Genomic DNA, 16,651 nt, shown 5'->3' on the forward strand with positions numbered 1-16,651 from the left:
AAGCTGCCGTGAGTTCCCGATCAGGCTTTCGGACTTGCGGAACGACACTGCGAGCTCTTCGAGACGCTCATGGCCACTCTTGTTCTGCAGACGATCGGCTCTGTCGCCGGCGGCGCGATCGGCGGACCTATTGGTTCGTCCATCGGCGGCGCGCTCGGCGGCTTCGGCGGCTCCTTCGTCGACGCAGCGCTGCAACCGCATGCATCGCCCCGCTATTCGATCGGTCCGCGGCTGAAATCGATGGACGGGATCACCTCAACGGAAGGCGCCGGCGTGCCGCGCGTCTACGGCCGCGCGCGCATCGGCGGACAGATGATCTGGGCGACGCGCTTTCTCGAACGCGTCAATGCGTCCTTTGCGCAGACGCAGCATCAGGGCAAAGGCGGCGGCGGCGGCGGGATCGGCTTCAACATTCAGTTCACCTATGCCTATTCGGCGAATTTCGCGATCGGGCTATGCGAAGGGCCCGTCGCTTTCGTGCGGCGCATCTGGGCTGACGGATCGGAGCTCGACATGACGACGCTGCCGATTCGCATCTATGCCGGGACGGAAGATCAGGAGCCGGATCCGCTGATCGTCGCCAAGGAAGGGGCGGAGAACGCGCCCGCCTATCGCGGCCTCGCCTATATTGTTTTCGAGGATCTCGCGCTCGCGCCGTTCGGCAATCGCATTCCGCAATTCACTTTCGAGGTGGTGAAGCCCGTCGAAGGACTCGGCGCGATGATCCGGGCCGTCGACCTCATTCCCGGCGCGACGGAGGCCGGCTATCACCCTGCCCTTAAGCTCAATTTCTACTCGCCCGGCGCCACGGCGGCGGAAAATCGTCATCAGCTCACCGCGGCGACGGACTGGACCGCGTCGATCGACGCGCTGCAGGCGCTTTGTCCGAATCTCGAAAGCGTCGCGCTCGTCGTCGCCTGGTTCGGCGACGATCTTCGCGCCGAACATTGCACGATCACGCCGCGCGTCGACGCGACATTCAAGACCATCGGTCAATTCAACTTCATTGTCGGGGGCTTCTGGCCACCCGACTGGTCGGTCGCCGGGCTGACGCGTTCGACCGCGCGGCTCGTGTCGCAAATCGACGGACGCTCGGCCTATGGCGGAACGCCCAGCGACGCGTCGGTGATGGCCGCTATCGCAGACCTCAAGGCGCGCGGCCTCGCGGTGACCTTCTATCCCTTCGTGATGATGGACGTGCCGCCGGGCAATGCGCTGCCCAATCCTTACACAGGCGCCGTCGAACAGCCGGCGTTCCCCTGGCGCGGACGCGTCACATGCGATCCCGCGCCGGGTCGACCGGGTTCGCCTGACGCAACCCCGGCTGCTGCGGCGCAGCTCAACGCCTTCTTTTCGCGCTATCGCGGCTTCATTCTGCATTACGCCAATATTTGCGTCGCGGCCGGCGGCGTCGACGCCTTTCTCATCGGCTCCGAGCTGATCGGCCTGACGCGCGTGCGCTCGGCGCCGGGCGCATATCCCGCCGTCTGCGCGCTGATGACGCTCGCCGCCGAAGTGAAAGCGATCCTCGGCCCGCAAACAAAACTCTCCTACGCCGCCGACTGGACGGAATATGGCGCGCATGTTCCGGCAAGCGGCGAAGCGCGCTTTCCGCTCGATCCGCTGTGGGCGTCAAGCGCCGTCGACTTCGTCGGCGTCGACGTCTATTGGCCGCTCTCCGACTGGCGCGACGGCGACGCGCATCTCGACGCGCAGGAAGCGGCGAGCATTTATGATCTCGACTATCTCAAGTCTCGCATCGTTTCGGGCGAGGCCTATGATTGGCATTACGCCGACGCCGATGCGCGCCTGGCGCAAGATCGCACCCCAATCAGCGACGGGCTGGGCAAGCCTTGGATCTTCCGCCAGAAGGATTTTCTGTCGTGGTGGTCGCAACCGCATTACGAGCGCGTCGGCGGCGCTGAGCTGGCGGCGCCGACGGCGTGGGTCCCGCAATCCAAGCCGATCTGGATTGTGGAGACGGGATGCCCGGCCGTCGACCGCGGCGCCAATGCGCCGAACGTCTTTCCGGACCCGCGCTCGAGCGATGGCGGTCTGCCGTATTTCTCGCGCAACGGCCGCGACGATCTCATGCAGGCGCGATTCATCGAGGCGATGATCGCGCATTTCGATCCGGCGGCGCCCGGCGGCGGGGCGCGCAACCCGACGTCCAACCTCTACGCCGGGCCGATGGTCGATCCGGCGCGCTTGCACATATGGTGCTGGGATGCGCGCCCCTTTCCGGCCTTTCCGACGCAAGCCGACGCGTGGAGCGACGTCGCCAATTGGGAGACGGGCCATTGGTTGAACGGACGACTCGAAGGCGCGCCGCTCGACCGCCTCCTGCCGGCGCTCGCCGGCGCCGTCTCCGCGCCTGAAGTTGTCGCGCAGCGGCCGAACGTCGGCGGCTTTCTCGACGGCTATGTGCTGGAGCGGCCGATGTCGCCGCGCGAGGCGATCGATCCTCTCGCCGCGCTTTACGGCGTCGACGTCGTGGCGATCGCGGGCGCCTTGCGCTTCATCGATCGGCGCGGGAAGCCGGTGTGCGAAATTCACGAAGACGATCTCGTCGCCGGCAAAAGCGCGTCGCTCGTGACGCTGGCGCGGGCCCAGGAAAGCGAACTGCCGCAGGAGATCGCGCTTTCCTTCTGCGATTCCGAAAACGACTTTCAAATGGCGCGAGTCTCCTCCCGCAGACTCGAGGGCCGCTCGGCGCGCCAGAGCGAAGCGCAAGCCGCGGTGATGACGAATCGCGCCAATGCGCAAGCGCTTGCGGAGAGCTGGCTTCAGGACGTGTGGATCGGGCGCGAAACCGCGGAGTTTACGCTGCGGCCAGGCCTGATCGCCCTGCAGCCTGGCGATCTGGTGCGGCTCGGCGCGGCGGGCGGCGGCCGGCTGTTTCAAATTCAACGCATCACGGACGGCGCCGCGCGGCAAGTGAGCGCGCGCGCGGCGGACGCTTCCGTCTATAACGCGACCGCGCCGCTGCTCGGACGCACGAATATCGTTTCGCCGAAAATGGTCGGACCGCCGCGAGTGGAAATTCTCGACCTCGCGCTGGCGCGCGACGAAGAAGCGCTCTCCTATGTCGCCGCCTTCGCCGATCCCTGGCCCGGACCGCTCGCGATCTGGAGACTGACGGTCCAGGGCGGCTATGAGCAGATCGCGATCATCGACAAGCGCGCGACCATCGGCGAGACGCTCGACGTCCTGCGCGCCGGTCCGGCCGGGCGTTTCGACAATGGCGGCGGCGTCACTCTGCGAATCGGCGCCGGACACCTCTCGTCGGTGGGCGATCTCGCCGCGCTCGCGGGGCGCTCGGCGATGGCGATCCGCGTCGACGGCGACTGGGAGATTTTCGCTTTCGCGCACGCCGAACTTGTCGGCGAACAGACATATCGTTTATCAAGGCTCATTCGCGGACTCGGCGGCGAAGAACATCTCGCCACCCGCGATGCGCCGGCCGGCGCGACCGTCGTGCTGCTAAATGACGCGATCGCGCCGCTCACGCGCAGGGTCGGCGAGATTGGCGCGCCGATGACCTATCGAATCGGTCCGGCGGATCGCGACTGTGCGGAGCCGATCTTCGTTCAACCGACCGTCGCCGCAACAAACAAGGCGCTGCGCCCCTATGCGTTGACGAAGGCGCGCGCGCGCCGCACGCCCGCGGGGATCGTCATCGATTTTGTGCGGCGCGGACGCATCGATTCGGACGCGTGGCAAACGCTCGACATTCCGCTTGGCGAGGCGAGCGAGTCCTACGAAGCCGATATCGAGCTGCCGAGCGGAACGCGCACCCTGACGGCCGGCTCAACATCCGTCCTGTATCCCGCCGACGAAGAACTCGCCGATTTCGGCGCGCCGCAGAGCGAACTGACGCTCTCGCTTCATCAGATGAGCGCGACGGTCGGACGAGGCTTTCCGCTGACCATCACACTGCCGATCCAATAGGAAAGAAGATGACGCAAACGACGCATCTTGCGCTGCCCTTCATCGAGGCGGCGCAAGCGCAAAAGCACGTCACGCATAATGAAGCTCTGGCGCTGATCGACGCGCTGACGCAGCTTTCGGTCTCTGCGCGAAACGTGACGTCGCCGCCCGCGACGCCGGCGGAAGGCGACCGTGTGCTCGTCGGCGCCGGCGCGACGGGCGACTTCGTCGGCAAGAGTGATCAGATCGCCACATTCCTCGCGGGCGGCTGGGCCTTCCTTGCGCCGCAAGCCGGTTGGCGCGCTTATGTCGAAGCGGAATCGCTTCTGCTGCTCTATGATGGCGCGGGATGGATGGATTGCGGCCTGTCCTTGCGCCAGCTGCAAAACCTTGCGCTGCTCGGGATCGGCGCGACCGCCGACGGCGCCAATCCGCTGCTCGCCAAACTCAATGCAACGCTCTTTACCGCAAAGAGCGTCGGCGAAGGCGGCTCCGGCGATCTCCGCTTCGCGCTGAACAAGGAGAGCGCGGCCAACACCCTCTCGCAGCTTTACGAGTCGAACTATTCCGCGCGCGCCGAAACAGGCTTGATCGGCGACGATCATTTTCGCGTCAAAGTGTCGCCCGACGGTTCGATCTGGAAGGAAGCGATCGTCATCGACAGCGCGACGGGCGCAGTCGCCCTTCCGAGCGGCGGCCCGGCGAAAGTTCAGCTCTTTACGTCGACGGACACTTATACGCCAACGCCAGGAATGCGCTTTGTTGACGTGATGCTTTTTGGCGCGGGAGGGGGCGGCGGCTCAGGCGCGCGACAGGCGGCCGGGGCGATCGCCTCAGGCGGCGGCGGGGGCGGCGGCGGCGGAATTGCGAAAGGCAAGTTCACCGCAGCTCAGATCGGCGGGGGCGTCACCGTCACGATCGGCGCGGGCGGCGCGGGCGGCGCGGCGCAGACCGTCAATAGCACGGCTGGAAGCGGCGGAACTGCCGGCGGCCATACGACGTTCGGGACGTTGATGTTCGCCGGCGGCGGCGGCGCGGGCTCTGGCGGCGGCCTTGCGGTGGGCTCGGGCGGCGGCGGAGGCGGCGGGATGACGACCGGAGGCAATGCCGCTGGCGCAACTGGCGGCGGTCCCTCGTTGGGCGGGCCGGCTGGGGGGTCTGCTGCAGTGGGCGCGAGTAACTATGCAGTGGTTTATGGCTCGGGCGGGGCCGGTAGCCCCGCAACTGGCGCGGCGGGCAATGGCGCTGGAAACTGTGGCCCTGAAGCTGGCGGGTCGGGCGGCGGGTCGGGCGGCGGCATTACCGCAGCCAATGCAACCAGCGCGGGCGGCGTCGGAGGGAGAATCTACATTAACGGGGCGGTCGTGCAGGCCGCCGGCGGGGCTGCCGGCGTCTCCGGCAGCGCCGGATCGTCATACGCCAGCGGGGTTGGCCCTCTCAATCAAGCCGGCGCAGGCGGCGGCGGCGGAGGTTCTCACACGACGACTCCTGGCGGCGGAGGCGTGGGGGGGCTTGGCGGCGGAGGCGGCGGCGGCGGCGGCGCGTCGCAGAACGGCGCCAATTCCGGCGCGGGCGGCAATGGCGGCGGCGGCTACGCCGTCGTCTTAGAATATTTCTGATCGCATCAAGCGCGTCGCGCGCGATTCCTCATCAACAACGACATCGGAAGAGAAGTAGTCGGCCCATGGCCTTCGCCGTGAAGAATCACGTCCTGCACCACAACGACAAGCCTGTCGCTCAGAAGCCGACGCCCAACGTCGGCGGCGTTTTGAAGCCCTCGCTGCTGATCATGCATTACACCGCCGCCCAGTCGGCGAAGGGCGCGATCTCCTGGCTGTGCAATCCCAACGCGAAAGCCTCCGCCCATCTCGTCGTCGATCTCGACGGCGCGGTGACGCAGCTCGCGCCGTTCAATCGCGTCGCATGGCACGCGGGCAAAAGCGTTTGGAGGCGGCGCTCGAACTGCAACGCCTTTTCGATCGGCATTGAGCTGACCAACGCCGGACCCTTGACGAAGCTCGCCAACGGAAAATTCGCCGACGCCTACGGAAAGAATGTGCCGGCGAGCCAGGTGGCGATGCTCGTCCACAAGCTGGATAGGGGCGGCGAAAAGCCCTGGATGATCTATCCCGCCCTTCAAATCTCGGCCGCCGTCGATATCGCCAAGGCCATCTGCCAGACCTACGGCATCAGCGACATCGCCGGCCATGACGACATTGCGCCGACGCGCAAGCGCGATCCGGGTCCCGCCTTCGCCATGGAATCGTTCGTCTCGCGCGTCCTCGGCCGCAAGTGAAACCGCGCCGGCGGCTTCCGGCATAAAAAGGAGCTCCCAATGCAAGGCTATCGCACCTATGTCGCCGCAGGTCTCGTCGCGCTTTTCGGCGCGCTCGCCTCGACCGACTGGATCGCCTTTCTCAATGATCCGAAGGCCGGCGCCATCGCCATCGGTTCGGCGGCGTTGATGGCGATCATGCGCAGCATCACCTCGACGCCGCCGGGAACGGCCTGACGTGTCGAAGCTGATCGCGCTCGCTCTCGTCGCGGCCGCCGGCGTCGTCGCCTATGCGCTTGGGCGCGCCGTGTTGGCGCGGCTCGTCGCCGGCGGCGGCGCTGCGGAGAACGCGCGGCGCGCCGAATCCGATATGCGCGCCGCCAAGCGCCAGGCCGAAATCATGGTTGAGCGCAGGAGCGTTGAAGATGTTTCGCAAGATTTCGATCATGGTCGCTTCTAGCCTCGCGCTTGCGGCATGCCGGTCGACGGGCGGCGGCTGTCCGCCGCTCGTCGCGTATTCTTTCGAAGAGCAGAAGATTGCGGCGAAGCAGCTGCGCGCCTTGCCGCAAAACGCGCCGCTCGCCGCCATGATCATCGACTACAAGAAGATGCGGGACGCCTGCCGCGCCTCGGAGCGCTGAGGCGCGCTGCCGCATTTTTATGACTATTCATTGCGCATTCAGGGCTTTCGGCCGACTATGCGCCGGGGAGAGGCGCATGCGGGCCGCCGGAGGTTGTTGGAGACGGGCGCTCGCCGTCGCCGCTCTCGCGGCGACGGCCGCCTTCCTGCGCGCCGCCGCCAGCCGCGCCGAAGAGGCTCCTGCGCGGCTGCAATGTTTCACCATGGCGCAGGCGCGCAGCAAAATGGAGGCGCAGAAGCTCGCCGATCCTTTCCGCTGCATGCGGGACGTCGCCCTCCGGCTGCAGGCCGAGCCGCTCGGCGCGCGGCTGTGCCAATTGGGCGAAGGACTTATCTATGAGATCAGTCTGCTGCGCCGGGACGGCCACATCGTCAAGATTCTTGTCGACGCGTTCAGCGGCCGGCCTCATTCTAGCGCTATAGGCGCGGGCTCTATGGGCGCAGGCCCTTTAGGCGATTGAGTCTCGCACGCGGGAGGACATATTGCGGCTGCTCGTCGTTGAGGACGACAAGGATTTGAACCGCCAGATCGTTCGCGCGCTTGAACAATCGGGCTATGCGGTGGACCGCGCTTTCGATGGCGAGGAAGGTTGCCATCTCGGCGAAACGGAGCCCTACGACGCCGTCGTCCTCGACATCGGTCTGCCGAAGAAGGACGGCGTGACCGTTCTCGAAGAATGGCGCGCGGCGGGACGCGACATGCCGGTGCTGATCCTCACCGCGCGCGACCGCTGGAGCGACAAGGTGCAAGGCTTCGACGCCGGCGCCGACGACTATGTTTCAAAACCCTTCCACATGGAGGAGGTGCTGGCGCGCATCCGCGCCCTGCTGCGCCGCGCGACGGGCCATGCGACGAATGAAATCGTCTGCGGCGCGGTGCGGCTCGACACCAAGGCCGGCCGCGTCGTCGTGGACGGCGCGCCGGTGAAGCTCACCTCGCACGAATACCGGCTGCTCGCCTATCTGATGCATCACAGCGGACGCGTCGTATCCCGCAGCGAAATCATCGAGCATCTATACGATCAGGACTTTGACCGCGACTCGAACACGATCGAAGTCTTCGTCGGCAGGTTGCGCAAAAAGCTTGGCGTCGATCTGATCCAGACCGTGCGCGGGCTGGGCTACATGGCGGCCGCGCCGGCAAAGGACGCCGGCTATAAACGCTAGGCGCATGCCGCTTTCCTTCGTCTCCATTCGCTCCATCGCCGCGCGTCTGTTCCTGACGGCGGCGGCGATGAGTTCGGTCGTGCTGATCGTCGCCAGCATTCTTCTGACCGCCTACTACCGTAGCGAAGCCGAAGAGGTTTTCGAACGGCGCCTCGACGTTTACCTGCGCGCCATCGTCGCCGACGTGTCCGAGTCGGGCCAGGAGGGACGCACCGGACCCGGCCAGCTCGGCGACCCGCAGTTTGAATTGCCGGGCTCGGGCTGGTATTGGCAGATCACGCGTCTCGACGACAAGTCGCATGACATCAAGGCGTCGCGCTCGCTCTTCGCCAACACGCTGCCCAAGCTGTCGGATCTTGGCGTCGCAGCGGAGGTCGGCGGCTTTCGCCGCGGCTACGGGACGGGCCCCGACGGGCGCAGGCTGCGCATCGTCGAGCGCGTCATCGACGTCGGCGACGTCGGCATCTATCTCGTGCAGGTCGCCGGCAGCGGCGAAGAGATGGAAGAGCAAATCGCCCGCTTTCGATTCGCGCTGATCGTCGCTTTCGCGGCGCTCGCGATCGCGCTCGCCATCGGCGCCGCCTTCCAGGTCCGCTTCGGCTTGCGGCCTTTGCGGCAGTTGCAGCGCGAACTGGCGGCGATCCGCGGCGGCGAACGGGAGCACATCATGGGCGCCTACCCGAGCGAAGTCGCGCCGCTCGCCGAAGAGCTCAATCTCTTGATCAGCGCCAATCGCGACATTCTCGAACGCGCCCGCACGCAGGTCGGCAATCTCGCCCATGCGCTGAAAACGCCGCTCTCCGTCATCGTCAACGAAGCCGATTCCGCGCCCGGGCAACTCGCCGGGAAAGTTCAAGAACAGGCGCAGATCATGCGCGATCAGATCTCCTTCTATCTCGACCGGGCGCGGGCGGCGGCGCGCGGCGGCGCGCTCGGCGCCGCGACGCAGATTGCGCCGTCGATCGAGGCCTTGCTGCGCGCCTTCAGTAAAATCTATGGCGACAAGGGCGTGATCTTTTCCGGCGGCGCCGATCCGCGTCTGCGCTTTCTTGGCGAGCGCCAGGATCTCGAAGAAATGATCGGCAATCTGCTCGACAACGCCGGCAAATGGGCGAGGAGCCGGGTGACGATCGACGTCCGCGTCGAAGGCGGGTCGCGACCGACGCTGCGCGTCACCATCGACGACGACGGGCCGGGACTCGCTTCGCATCTGCGGGCCGCGGCGACTCAGCGCGGGCGGCGCCTCGACGAAACCAAGCCCGGATCAGGTCTCGGCCTGTCGATCGTCGTCGATCTCGCCGCCGCCTATGGCGGTTCGCTGCAGCTCGACGACAGCCCCAGCGGCGGTTTGCACGCCGAGCTTCGACTGCCGGGGTTTTGAGGCGCGTCGCGCCCGTCCTGAGCAGAGCCTGGGACCGGATCAGCGATCGAACCGCCGCCCCGATTTCGTGCGGCGCGTCACTCGTCTTCGAGATCGAAATCGAGAATGGCGACCTGCAGCGTGAAGCTCGAGAGCTTCGGATCGTCAGCGGAGATGACGCCGAGAAATTCGCCGTCGGCGTTGAGTTCGACGGAATCGGTCTTGCGCCCGCGCGCCACGATCGACAGGCGATCGTTTTCGAACAGCTTGCGCAGATAGGACTGAAGCACTTCGCGTCCGACGGGGATTTTCATCTCGAAGGCGAAGGAACGATCCCCGTCTTCGTCGTCGACCGAGATCGAAGCGATCCTTCGCTCGCCAAGATGCACGGCGGCGTCGTCCGGATTCTTCGGATCGGCTGTGACGCGAACGCCGTCGTTGCCGAGCGAACGGCGCAGAAAAGCCTGCAGTTTTCGCAATTCGGTTTTATCCAAACGCCCGCCCCCGTTCAGCGATCAGCTTCATTCCCTCTGCCACGACGTCGTTCGCCGGGCAAGAGCGCATGAAAAACGCCCGGCGGAGAGCCGCCGGGCGACGTCAAAAAGCGCAAAGAGCGTTATTCGCCTGCGGCTTTCAGCCTCTTGTTGCACTCGCTCCAATATTTTGGCCAGGTGATTTTTGAACCGGCCTTTTTGAGCTCAGCCTTTTTCGCCTTCCATTCCTCGCTGCATTTCTTCTGGCGCTCGCGCGCCGCGGCTTTCGGATCCGTCGCGGGTTTGGGGGTCGCTTCGGCAGCAGGCGGCGGAGTCGGCTCGGCGGGCTTGGCTTCCGTCGCGGGCGGCGGCGTGGGCTTCGACTCCGCGGCGGCCGGCGGCGGCGTCTCGGGCTTCGCCTCGGCAGGCTTGGCTTCCGCCGGCTTCTCTTCGCTGGGCTTGGCCTGCTCCGCCAATCGCCCGCGACAGGCCTTCAAAAATTCCTGCCAGCTCTGTCCGCCGAGTTCGTTGGCCGCCTTGGCCGCCTGGTACTGCGATCCGCATTCCTTCAATACGTTAGCCTGCGCATACGCGTCCCCTGAGCTCGCGGCGAGGGCGACGGCGACGGCCAGAGCGCCGCCGGCCGCAGCGTAAGAAACAGCGATACGGATCCCCATATAAATCTCCATTGATCGACGGCGCGAACTGAGCCGCAACAACTGCGACGGCGCATAGAAGCATGACGCGCGCCATCTGCGCCCGCCGGGCCGACGATAGTCCCAACTTGGTTGTGAACGCAATCCAAACGCGCGATAAAGCCCGAGCGCGCGGCGTTTTTTCGTCCGCTTTTTTGGGGTGAGTCTTGGCAAGCGTTCGGGAACAGCCGGCAAGTTGGCGCGAGCTCGCGGTCGTGTCGCATCCCGACGGACTGAAACGCTGTCCTTGGCCCGGCGCCGATCCGCTTTATCTCGACTATCACGACAATGAATGGGGGCGACCCGAGCGGGACGGCCGGGCGCTCTTTGAAAAGCTGATGCTCGACGGCTTTCAGGCCGGCCTCTCGTGGATCACCATCCTGCGCAAGCGCGAGGCGTTTCGCGCGGCCTTCGACGGTTTCGATCCGGCAAAGATCGCGAGATTCGATCAGAAGCGCGTCGCGGCGCTGATGCGTAATGATGCAATCGTGCGCAACCGCGCAAAAATCGAAGGCGCCGTGCTCTCGGCGCAGGCGTGGCTGGAGATCGAGGCGACGATCGGCTTTTCGGATTATCTGTGGGGTTTCACGGACGGACGACCGATCGTCAATCGCTGGACGCGCATGAGCGACGTGCCGACGCAAACCCCACTTTCCGAACGCCTCTCCAAAGATCTCAAGGCGCGCGGTTTCAAATTCTGCGGACCGACGATCGTCTACGCGTTCATGCAGGCGGTCGGCATGGTGGACGATCATCTGACGGGCTGCCATCGCCACACAGGGGGCGAGGGCGGCTGACGCGATGCGGGCTCCTTCCACGAAAAATCGTGGGCGGCCGGCGCCCGGCGAGGCGCCCCGCGCCTGGCAGCGGATGTTGTCCGGACGCCGCCTCGATCTGCTCGACCCTTCGCCGCTCGACGTGGAGATCGAAGATATTGCGCATGGGCTCGCGCGCGTCGCGCGATGGAACGGTCAGACCGTCGGCGCGCATATTTTCTCGGTCGCGCAACACAGCATGCTTGTGGAAAAGGTCGCATGCGCGCTCGATCCCGCGATCGGCCGAACGGAGCGGCTTTACATGTTGCTGCATGACGCGCCTGAATATGTGATCGGCGATATGATCTCCCCGTTCAAGGCGGTGATCGGCGACGCCTACAAAAGCGTCGAGGACCGCATATTGGGCGCGATTCTCCTGCGTTTCTCTCTGCCGCCGACGCCCTCTCCCGCACTGCGGCGCCTGTGCAAGGAGGCCGACCGCGCCGCCGCTTTTTTTGAGGCGGTGCAGCTTGCGGGCTTTACACGGGGCGAAGCCGAGCGCATCTTCGGCCGCCCGGCGATCCCGCCGCAGCCCTTCATAGACGAACTCGCCCCGGCTCCCATTGAGGAGACGCAGGCGCGTTTTCTCGCTCGGTTCCGGGCGGTCGACGAAAGTTGAAGAAGAACGTCGGGGAGAGAAATGCCGAATGGGCGCCTGTACGTCTGTTCCCTGACTAAGGTGGTCGACACGGTGCGCGAAAGCGGCGCGCGCTCGCTTGTCACCATTCTTACCGCCGGGGCGTCGCTTGTTCGGCCTTGCGAAATCTCCCGCGAGCGCCATTTGCGCATCGCTGTCTCCGACATCGACGCGCCGCGGGAAGGACACGTCCTCCCGGGCGAGGAACATATCAATCGGCTGCTTGCTTTCCTTGAGGAATGGGACCGCTCCGCGCCGCTCGTCATACACTGCTACGCTGGGGTGAGCCGATCGCCCGCGGCGGCTTTTGTCGCGGCCTGCGCTTTAGCGCCGCGTCGCAGCGAAATGGACATCGCGCGCGAACTGCGCCGCGTCTCGCCGACCGCGACCCCGAACAGACGGCTGGTCGCGCTCGCCGACGAAAGGCTTGGGCGGAACGGGCGAATGTCCGCCGCGATCGCCGCAATCGGACGCGGGACCGACTGCTATGAGGGAGCGCCCTTCGCCCTGGAATTCGCCGACGCCTAACCGGGCCGCCGAAGAGCTCGCGCCCCTCTCTCCGCCTGTCGAAATCGGCCTCACCGCCGCAATCGTCGCCGTTCGAGACGACGAGCCCTTGATCCTGACGACGCGCGGGGATGGGCCGGCGGGAGTCGCCGCCCTTCCCTCCGGACCTTTCGATCCGATCCGCCATCGCACCTTCGAGATCGGCCTGCGCGAATGGGTCGCCGAGCAGACCGGCGCGCCGCTGGGCTATGTCGAGCAGCTCTATACATTCGGCGATCGCGGACGCCACGCCCGCGCCGGCGACCGCGATCCGCACGTCGTCTCGGTCGGCTATCTGGCGTTGACGCGCATCCGCGACGACGCCGATCGGCGCGCAAGCGTCTGGCGAAGCTGGCATGATTTCTTTCCCTGGGAGGATTGGCGCAGAGGCCCGCCCGTGGTCCTCGAGGAAACGATCGCGCCGGGGTTGACGGATTGGGTGGCCGAGGCGCCGGACGCCGTTTCCTCCTCGGGCGTCTCGCGCCGGGTGCGGGTCAACCTTCTCTTCGGCGGCAAGGGACGCGCGTTCAATGAGGAGAACGTCCTTGAGCGCTACGAGCTTCTTTACGAGGCGGGGCTTCTCGAGGAGGCGCTGCGCGATGGTCGCGAATCGGCGGAGAGACGGGCGCCGCTGACGCCGCTTGGAACCCCGATGCGCCATGATCACCGCCGCATTCTCGCCACAGCGATGGGCAGACTGCGCGCCAAAATGAAATATCGGCCGGTGATCTTCGAGTTGATGGCGTCCGAGTTCACGCTGACTGAGCTGCAGCGCACAGTAGAAGCCATTGCTGGCCGACATCTGCACAAGCAGAACTTCCGCCGTCTGGTGGAATCAACGGCCATTGTCGAGCCAACGGGGGAGATGTCCTTAAAGACAGGCGGACGCCCAGCTGCTCTATTTCATTTTCGCCGCAATGTTCTGCAAGAAAGGCCTGCGCCAGGGCTTCGCGTCGGCATCCGAGGCTGATGTCGGTCCTTAAGACGATGTTCACCGCGAAATGGTGAATGTTTGCTGAAGCGAAGCTCGCAACGCGTAGAGTAGAGGTGCGTCTTGGGCTATTTGTCGCCGCCCCCCATGCCGGCGCCGGTCGTCGTCTACAAGGACGTCGGCGGACTGGTCAGCGATTATGAAGCGCTCACCGAACGCTATCGCCGCGAGAATCGCGAGGTGCGGCTGCATGAGTGCCGTTCCGCCTGCACGCTGGCGCTGAGCCTACCGAACGTCTGCGTCTATCCGGACGCCAAGGTCAAATTCCATCAGGCGTATAACGCCATCAACCGGGAGGTCGACCTCGGCGTCTCGTCGCAGCTGTTCGCGTCCTACCCGGCCGCCGTGCAGGCGCGCCTGGGCCATCTGACTCGGGAATATCGCGTGCTGACCGGGACGGAGCTGATCGCTCTTGGCATGCGCAATTGCGAGGGCGGCCCGACCATGATCGCGAGCCGCAAGCAGCAGCGCGCGGCTTCGACCAGCGTCGCCAGCGCACGACCCGATGGGCAGTCCGGCGCGAGCCTCGCCGCCTTTGGCGATATCGCGACTAAGGTGCAGTCCGCGGTCGCCACCGCCCTTGCGAGCACCGGCGGCCAGACGGCCGATCCGATCCGCGTCGCCGTCGCCGATCGCCGGCAGCTGACAGGGCTGGCGCGCGGCGAAGAGGCGAATGCGCTTCCCGAACCCGCGCCGCTGCCGCCGCGCCGGCCGCCATCCGAGGCCTTCGCGGGGCAGGAAACGGCGTCGCTCTCTCCGGCCTATCTGCGCCTCATCAGCGGCGCGCAGCCCATCCTGGGGCCGCAGCTCGTGCGCACGGTGGCCTCGAACTGAGCGGCGCCGTCGCAGACCGCCGCGCGGCGCGGCTGTGAGGCGCGTTCAGACTTTTTCGCTCGCAGTTGGTCCCACAAGAGCGCGCGCTGTTGATCGGCCGCGCCGCTCGCTGGTCCGCGCCGCGAGCATAAGCCTCCTCGCATAACGGAGTCTGGGCGGCTTCGCGGGCGAGCGACAGGCCTCTGGAAAGCCGCCTGAAGTCAGAGGGCGGCGAACTTTCCAAGAGCTGCAAAAGCGGCATATACGTCTTATGTTCTTCCCTCGCGTCATGCGCTCTGATCGAGCCGCGACTACGGCGCGACGCGGGACGGAATCAACTCATTAAACGGAAGTTATGGCGTCGGATTCTCGATTCCCCATCGTTGGCGTTGGCGCTTCCGCCGGTGGACTGCGGGCTCTCGAGCAATTCTTCCAGGCCGTCCCCGCCGATCTCGGCATGGCCTTCGTGATTATCACGCACCTCGCCCCAGATCGCGAAAGCTTCCTCACGGACATACTCGCGCGCCACACCAGCTTGAACGTGCATGTCGCGCGCGAAGGCCAGAAGGTCGAGCCGAACAGCATTTATGTTTTGCCGCCCAACGCATCTTTGACGATAGAGGGAGGGACTCTCCGACTCCATCAGATCGAGCCCGGCCATGCCGAACGCAGCCCGGTCGACGTGTTTTTCAGTTCGCTCGCCCAGGATTGCGGGGAATACGCCGTCGGCGTCGTGCTCTCCGGGAGCGGCAGCGACGGCGTTCTCGGAATCAAAGCGATCAAGGAACACGGCGGCCTTGTCCTTGCACAATCGAGCGACGGCACCAAGCCAAGTTTCACGGGCATGCCCGACAGCGCGATCGCCAGCGGTCTCGTCGACTTTGCGGTTCCTGTCGAGGACATGGCCGCGAAGCTGTCAGAGAACAGGCGAAGCATCGGATTGGTCGATGCGCTTGCGGAAAGGGGCGCCGCTCAGGGCGACCCTCCCGACGCCAAGTCGATCGAAATGCTCTACGCCATGCTTCGTTCCCAACTGGGGCATGATTTCAGCGGCTACAAAAAGCGCACATTTATTCGACGCGTTCATCGCCGCATGCAGATCAATCATTGCGATTCGCTGCAGTCTTACGTCGCGTTCCTGCAACGTGACCATGATGAGCCGACGCGGCTGTTTCGCGATCTCTTGATCAATGTCACGAGTTTCTTCCGTGACACTGAGGCTTTCGACGCTTTGGAGAAGGTCGTTATTCCGCGTCTCTTCGAGGGCCGCGGCGCCGCAGACACGCTGCGGATCTGGGTCCCGGGCTGCTCAACCGGAGAGGAAGTCTATTCGATCGCGATCCTGCTTCGCGAGCATATGGACAAGATAACAGGGTCGCCGCGCGTCACGGTCTTTGCGACGGACATCGACGAACATGCGTTATCGGTGGCGCGCGCCGCCCGCTATCCGTCCGCGCTGATGAAAGGCGTGTCGCCCGAGCGGCGAGAGCGATTCTTTACGAATAATTCCGGCAGTTTTGTCGTCGTCAGATCGGTGCGCGATCTTTGCGTGTTCTCGGTCCACAGCATCTTGCGCGATCCGCCGTTCTCGCGCATCGACATGATCTCCTGCCGCAATCTGTTGATCTACTTCGGCGCCAATGCGCAGCGCCAGGCGTTGCCGACTCTCCATTACGCGCTGCGGCCGGGCGGCTTTCTCTTTCTTGGAAAAGCCGAAACGATCGGCCGCTTTTCGGAATTATTTGCGCCGGTCAACAAGACGAGCTGCATTTTCCAGGCGCGCGACATCGGCGCCCCGGCCCACATGCCGACCTTCGTTAACGGCCTGCGCCCGGCTCCCTTCGTCTCGCCTCGGAGCGATCATGTCGCGGCAGGATGCATGGTCGCCCGACAGTCGGCGGAGGCGCGAATCGCCGACCGCTTTGGACCGCCGCATGTGATCGTCAATGAAGATGGCGACATCATCCATTATTCCGCGCGCACGGCAAAATATCTCGAAGCGCCCTATGGCGCGCCCACGCGGCAACTGCTGACCCTGGCGCGCAAGGAGCTGCGTCTCGATCTACGCAGCGCGCTCCGGGAAGCGATCGAGACGCGACGGGCCGCGACACGCGACAATATCGCTTTCGAAACAGATCATCATGTCGAACATGTCTCGATTTCGGTCGAGCCTCTGACGGGCGGAGCCGATGGCCGAGCGACGTTTCTCATCGCCTTCGAAGAGAAAGCACCTTCAAAAGGGGTTGGTCGATGCGAACGAAGCGCTTCAGCCGCAAGAGTCCGCCGGCGCATCGCCGATCGAAATTGAA

At 65.3% G+C, this 16,651-nt stretch carries 17 protein-coding genes; 15 read left to right on the top strand and 2 right to left on the bottom strand.

Going from position 1 to position 16,651, the window contains the following annotated elements:
• The first annotated feature begins 69 nt into the window (after positions 1 to 69).
• The 9 genes from BN69_RS07485 to BN69_RS07520 all read left to right on the top strand — a co-directional run bounded on the left by BN69_RS07485 (position 70) and on the right by BN69_RS07520 (position 9,393).
• Entirely contained in the window at positions 70 to 3,951 is a 3,882-nt protein-coding gene (locus tag BN69_RS07485) for a baseplate multidomain protein megatron (RefSeq protein ID WP_014890976.1), read from the top strand.
• A gap of 8 nt (positions 3,952 to 3,959) precedes the next feature.
• On the top strand, positions 3,960 to 5,549 hold the full coding sequence (locus BN69_RS07490) for a DUF2793 domain-containing protein (protein WP_014890977.1): 1,590 nt from the start codon (positions 3,960 to 3,962) through the stop codon (positions 5,547 to 5,549).
• A gap of 65 nt (positions 5,550 to 5,614) precedes the next feature.
• Positions 5,615 to 6,226: an N-acetylmuramoyl-L-alanine amidase gene (locus BN69_RS07495; protein ID WP_014890978.1), complete on the top strand. Its 612-nt coding sequence runs from the start codon at positions 5,615 to 5,617 to the stop codon at positions 6,224 to 6,226.
• Between the two features lie 39 nt (positions 6,227 to 6,265).
• On the top strand, positions 6,266 to 6,442 hold the full coding sequence (locus BN69_RS19575; protein WP_014890979.1) for a hypothetical protein: 177 nt from the start codon (positions 6,266 to 6,268) through the stop codon (positions 6,440 to 6,442).
• Position 6,443: 1 nt separating this feature from the next.
• Complete coding sequence (locus BN69_RS07500) at positions 6,444 to 6,665, top strand: hypothetical protein (RefSeq protein WP_014890980.1); 222 nt, start codon at positions 6,444 to 6,446, stop codon at positions 6,663 to 6,665.
• Positions 6,652 to 6,846, top strand: a complete 195-nt coding sequence (locus BN69_RS07505; RefSeq protein WP_041926854.1) for a hypothetical protein — start codon at positions 6,652 to 6,654, stop codon at positions 6,844 to 6,846. Before BN69_RS07500 ends, BN69_RS07505 begins: the two co-directional genes overlap by 14 nt.
• 76 nt (positions 6,847 to 6,922) lie before the next feature.
• Positions 6,923 to 7,306, top strand: a complete 384-nt coding sequence (locus BN69_RS07510; RefSeq protein WP_014890981.1) for a PepSY domain-containing protein — start codon at positions 6,923 to 6,925, stop codon at positions 7,304 to 7,306.
• 22 nt (positions 7,307 to 7,328) lie between these two features.
• On the top strand, positions 7,329 to 8,012 hold the full coding sequence (locus tag BN69_RS07515) for a response regulator transcription factor (RefSeq protein ID WP_014890982.1): 684 nt from the start codon (positions 7,329 to 7,331) through the stop codon (positions 8,010 to 8,012).
• A 4-nt stretch (positions 8,013 to 8,016) separates the two neighbouring features.
• Positions 8,017 to 9,393, top strand: a complete 1,377-nt coding sequence (locus BN69_RS07520; protein WP_014890983.1) for an ATP-binding protein — start codon at positions 8,017 to 8,019, stop codon at positions 9,391 to 9,393.
• 77 nt (positions 9,394 to 9,470) lie between these two features.
• On the opposite strand, the gene BN69_RS07525 is transcribed toward BN69_RS07520, so the two are convergent.
• Both BN69_RS07525 and BN69_RS07530 read right to left on the bottom strand, forming a co-directional pair.
• A complete protein-coding gene (locus BN69_RS07525; RefSeq protein WP_014890984.1) occupies positions 9,471 to 9,866 on the bottom strand; it encodes a DUF3126 family protein in 396 nt (131 codons plus the stop codon).
• Positions 9,867 to 9,988: 122 nt separating this feature from the next.
• Positions 9,989 to 10,522: a hypothetical protein gene (locus BN69_RS07530; protein ID WP_041927211.1), complete on the bottom strand. Its 534-nt coding sequence runs from the start codon at positions 10,520 to 10,522 to the stop codon at positions 9,989 to 9,991.
• Positions 10,523 to 10,755: 233 nt separating this feature from the next.
• Here BN69_RS07530 and BN69_RS07535 point away from each other — a divergent pair, with 233 nt between their 5' ends.
• The 6 genes from BN69_RS07535 (at position 10,756) to BN69_RS19105 (ending at position 16,650) form a co-directional block, all read left to right on the top strand.
• The gene (locus tag BN69_RS07535) at positions 10,756 to 11,337 is read left to right on the top strand and encodes a DNA-3-methyladenine glycosylase I (RefSeq protein ID WP_014890986.1); all 582 of its coding nucleotides are present in this window, start codon (positions 10,756 to 10,758) and stop codon (positions 11,335 to 11,337) included.
• 4 nt (positions 11,338 to 11,341) lie between these two features.
• Positions 11,342 to 11,974: an HD domain-containing protein gene (locus tag BN69_RS07540; RefSeq protein ID WP_014890987.1), complete on the top strand. Its 633-nt coding sequence runs from the start codon at positions 11,342 to 11,344 to the stop codon at positions 11,972 to 11,974.
• Positions 11,975 to 11,995: 21 nt separating this feature from the next.
• Positions 11,996 to 12,520, top strand: coding sequence for a tyrosine phosphatase family protein (locus BN69_RS07545; protein ID WP_014890988.1), 525 nt, complete (start codon positions 11,996 to 11,998; stop codon positions 12,518 to 12,520).
• Positions 12,480 to 13,508 (top strand): NUDIX hydrolase, encoded by a 1,029-nt coding sequence (locus tag BN69_RS07550; RefSeq protein ID WP_051013239.1) that lies wholly within the window; start codon positions 12,480 to 12,482, stop codon positions 13,506 to 13,508. The genes BN69_RS07545 and BN69_RS07550 overlap by 41 nt, the downstream gene beginning before the upstream one ends.
• Before the next feature lie 84 nt (positions 13,509 to 13,592).
• Entirely contained in the window at positions 13,593 to 14,363 is a 771-nt protein-coding gene (locus tag BN69_RS07555; RefSeq protein ID WP_014890990.1) for a hypothetical protein, read from the top strand.
• Positions 14,364 to 14,697: 334 nt separating this feature from the next.
• Positions 14,698 to 16,650 (top strand): chemotaxis protein CheB, encoded by a 1,953-nt coding sequence (locus tag BN69_RS19105; RefSeq protein ID WP_014890991.1) that lies wholly within the window; start codon positions 14,698 to 14,700, stop codon positions 16,648 to 16,650.
• Position 16,651 lies beyond the last annotated feature (1 nt).

It is taken from the genome of Methylocystis sp. SC2 (genome assembly GCF_000304315.1).
Taxonomy (GTDB): Bacteria; Pseudomonadota; Alphaproteobacteria; order Rhizobiales; family Beijerinckiaceae; genus Methylocystis.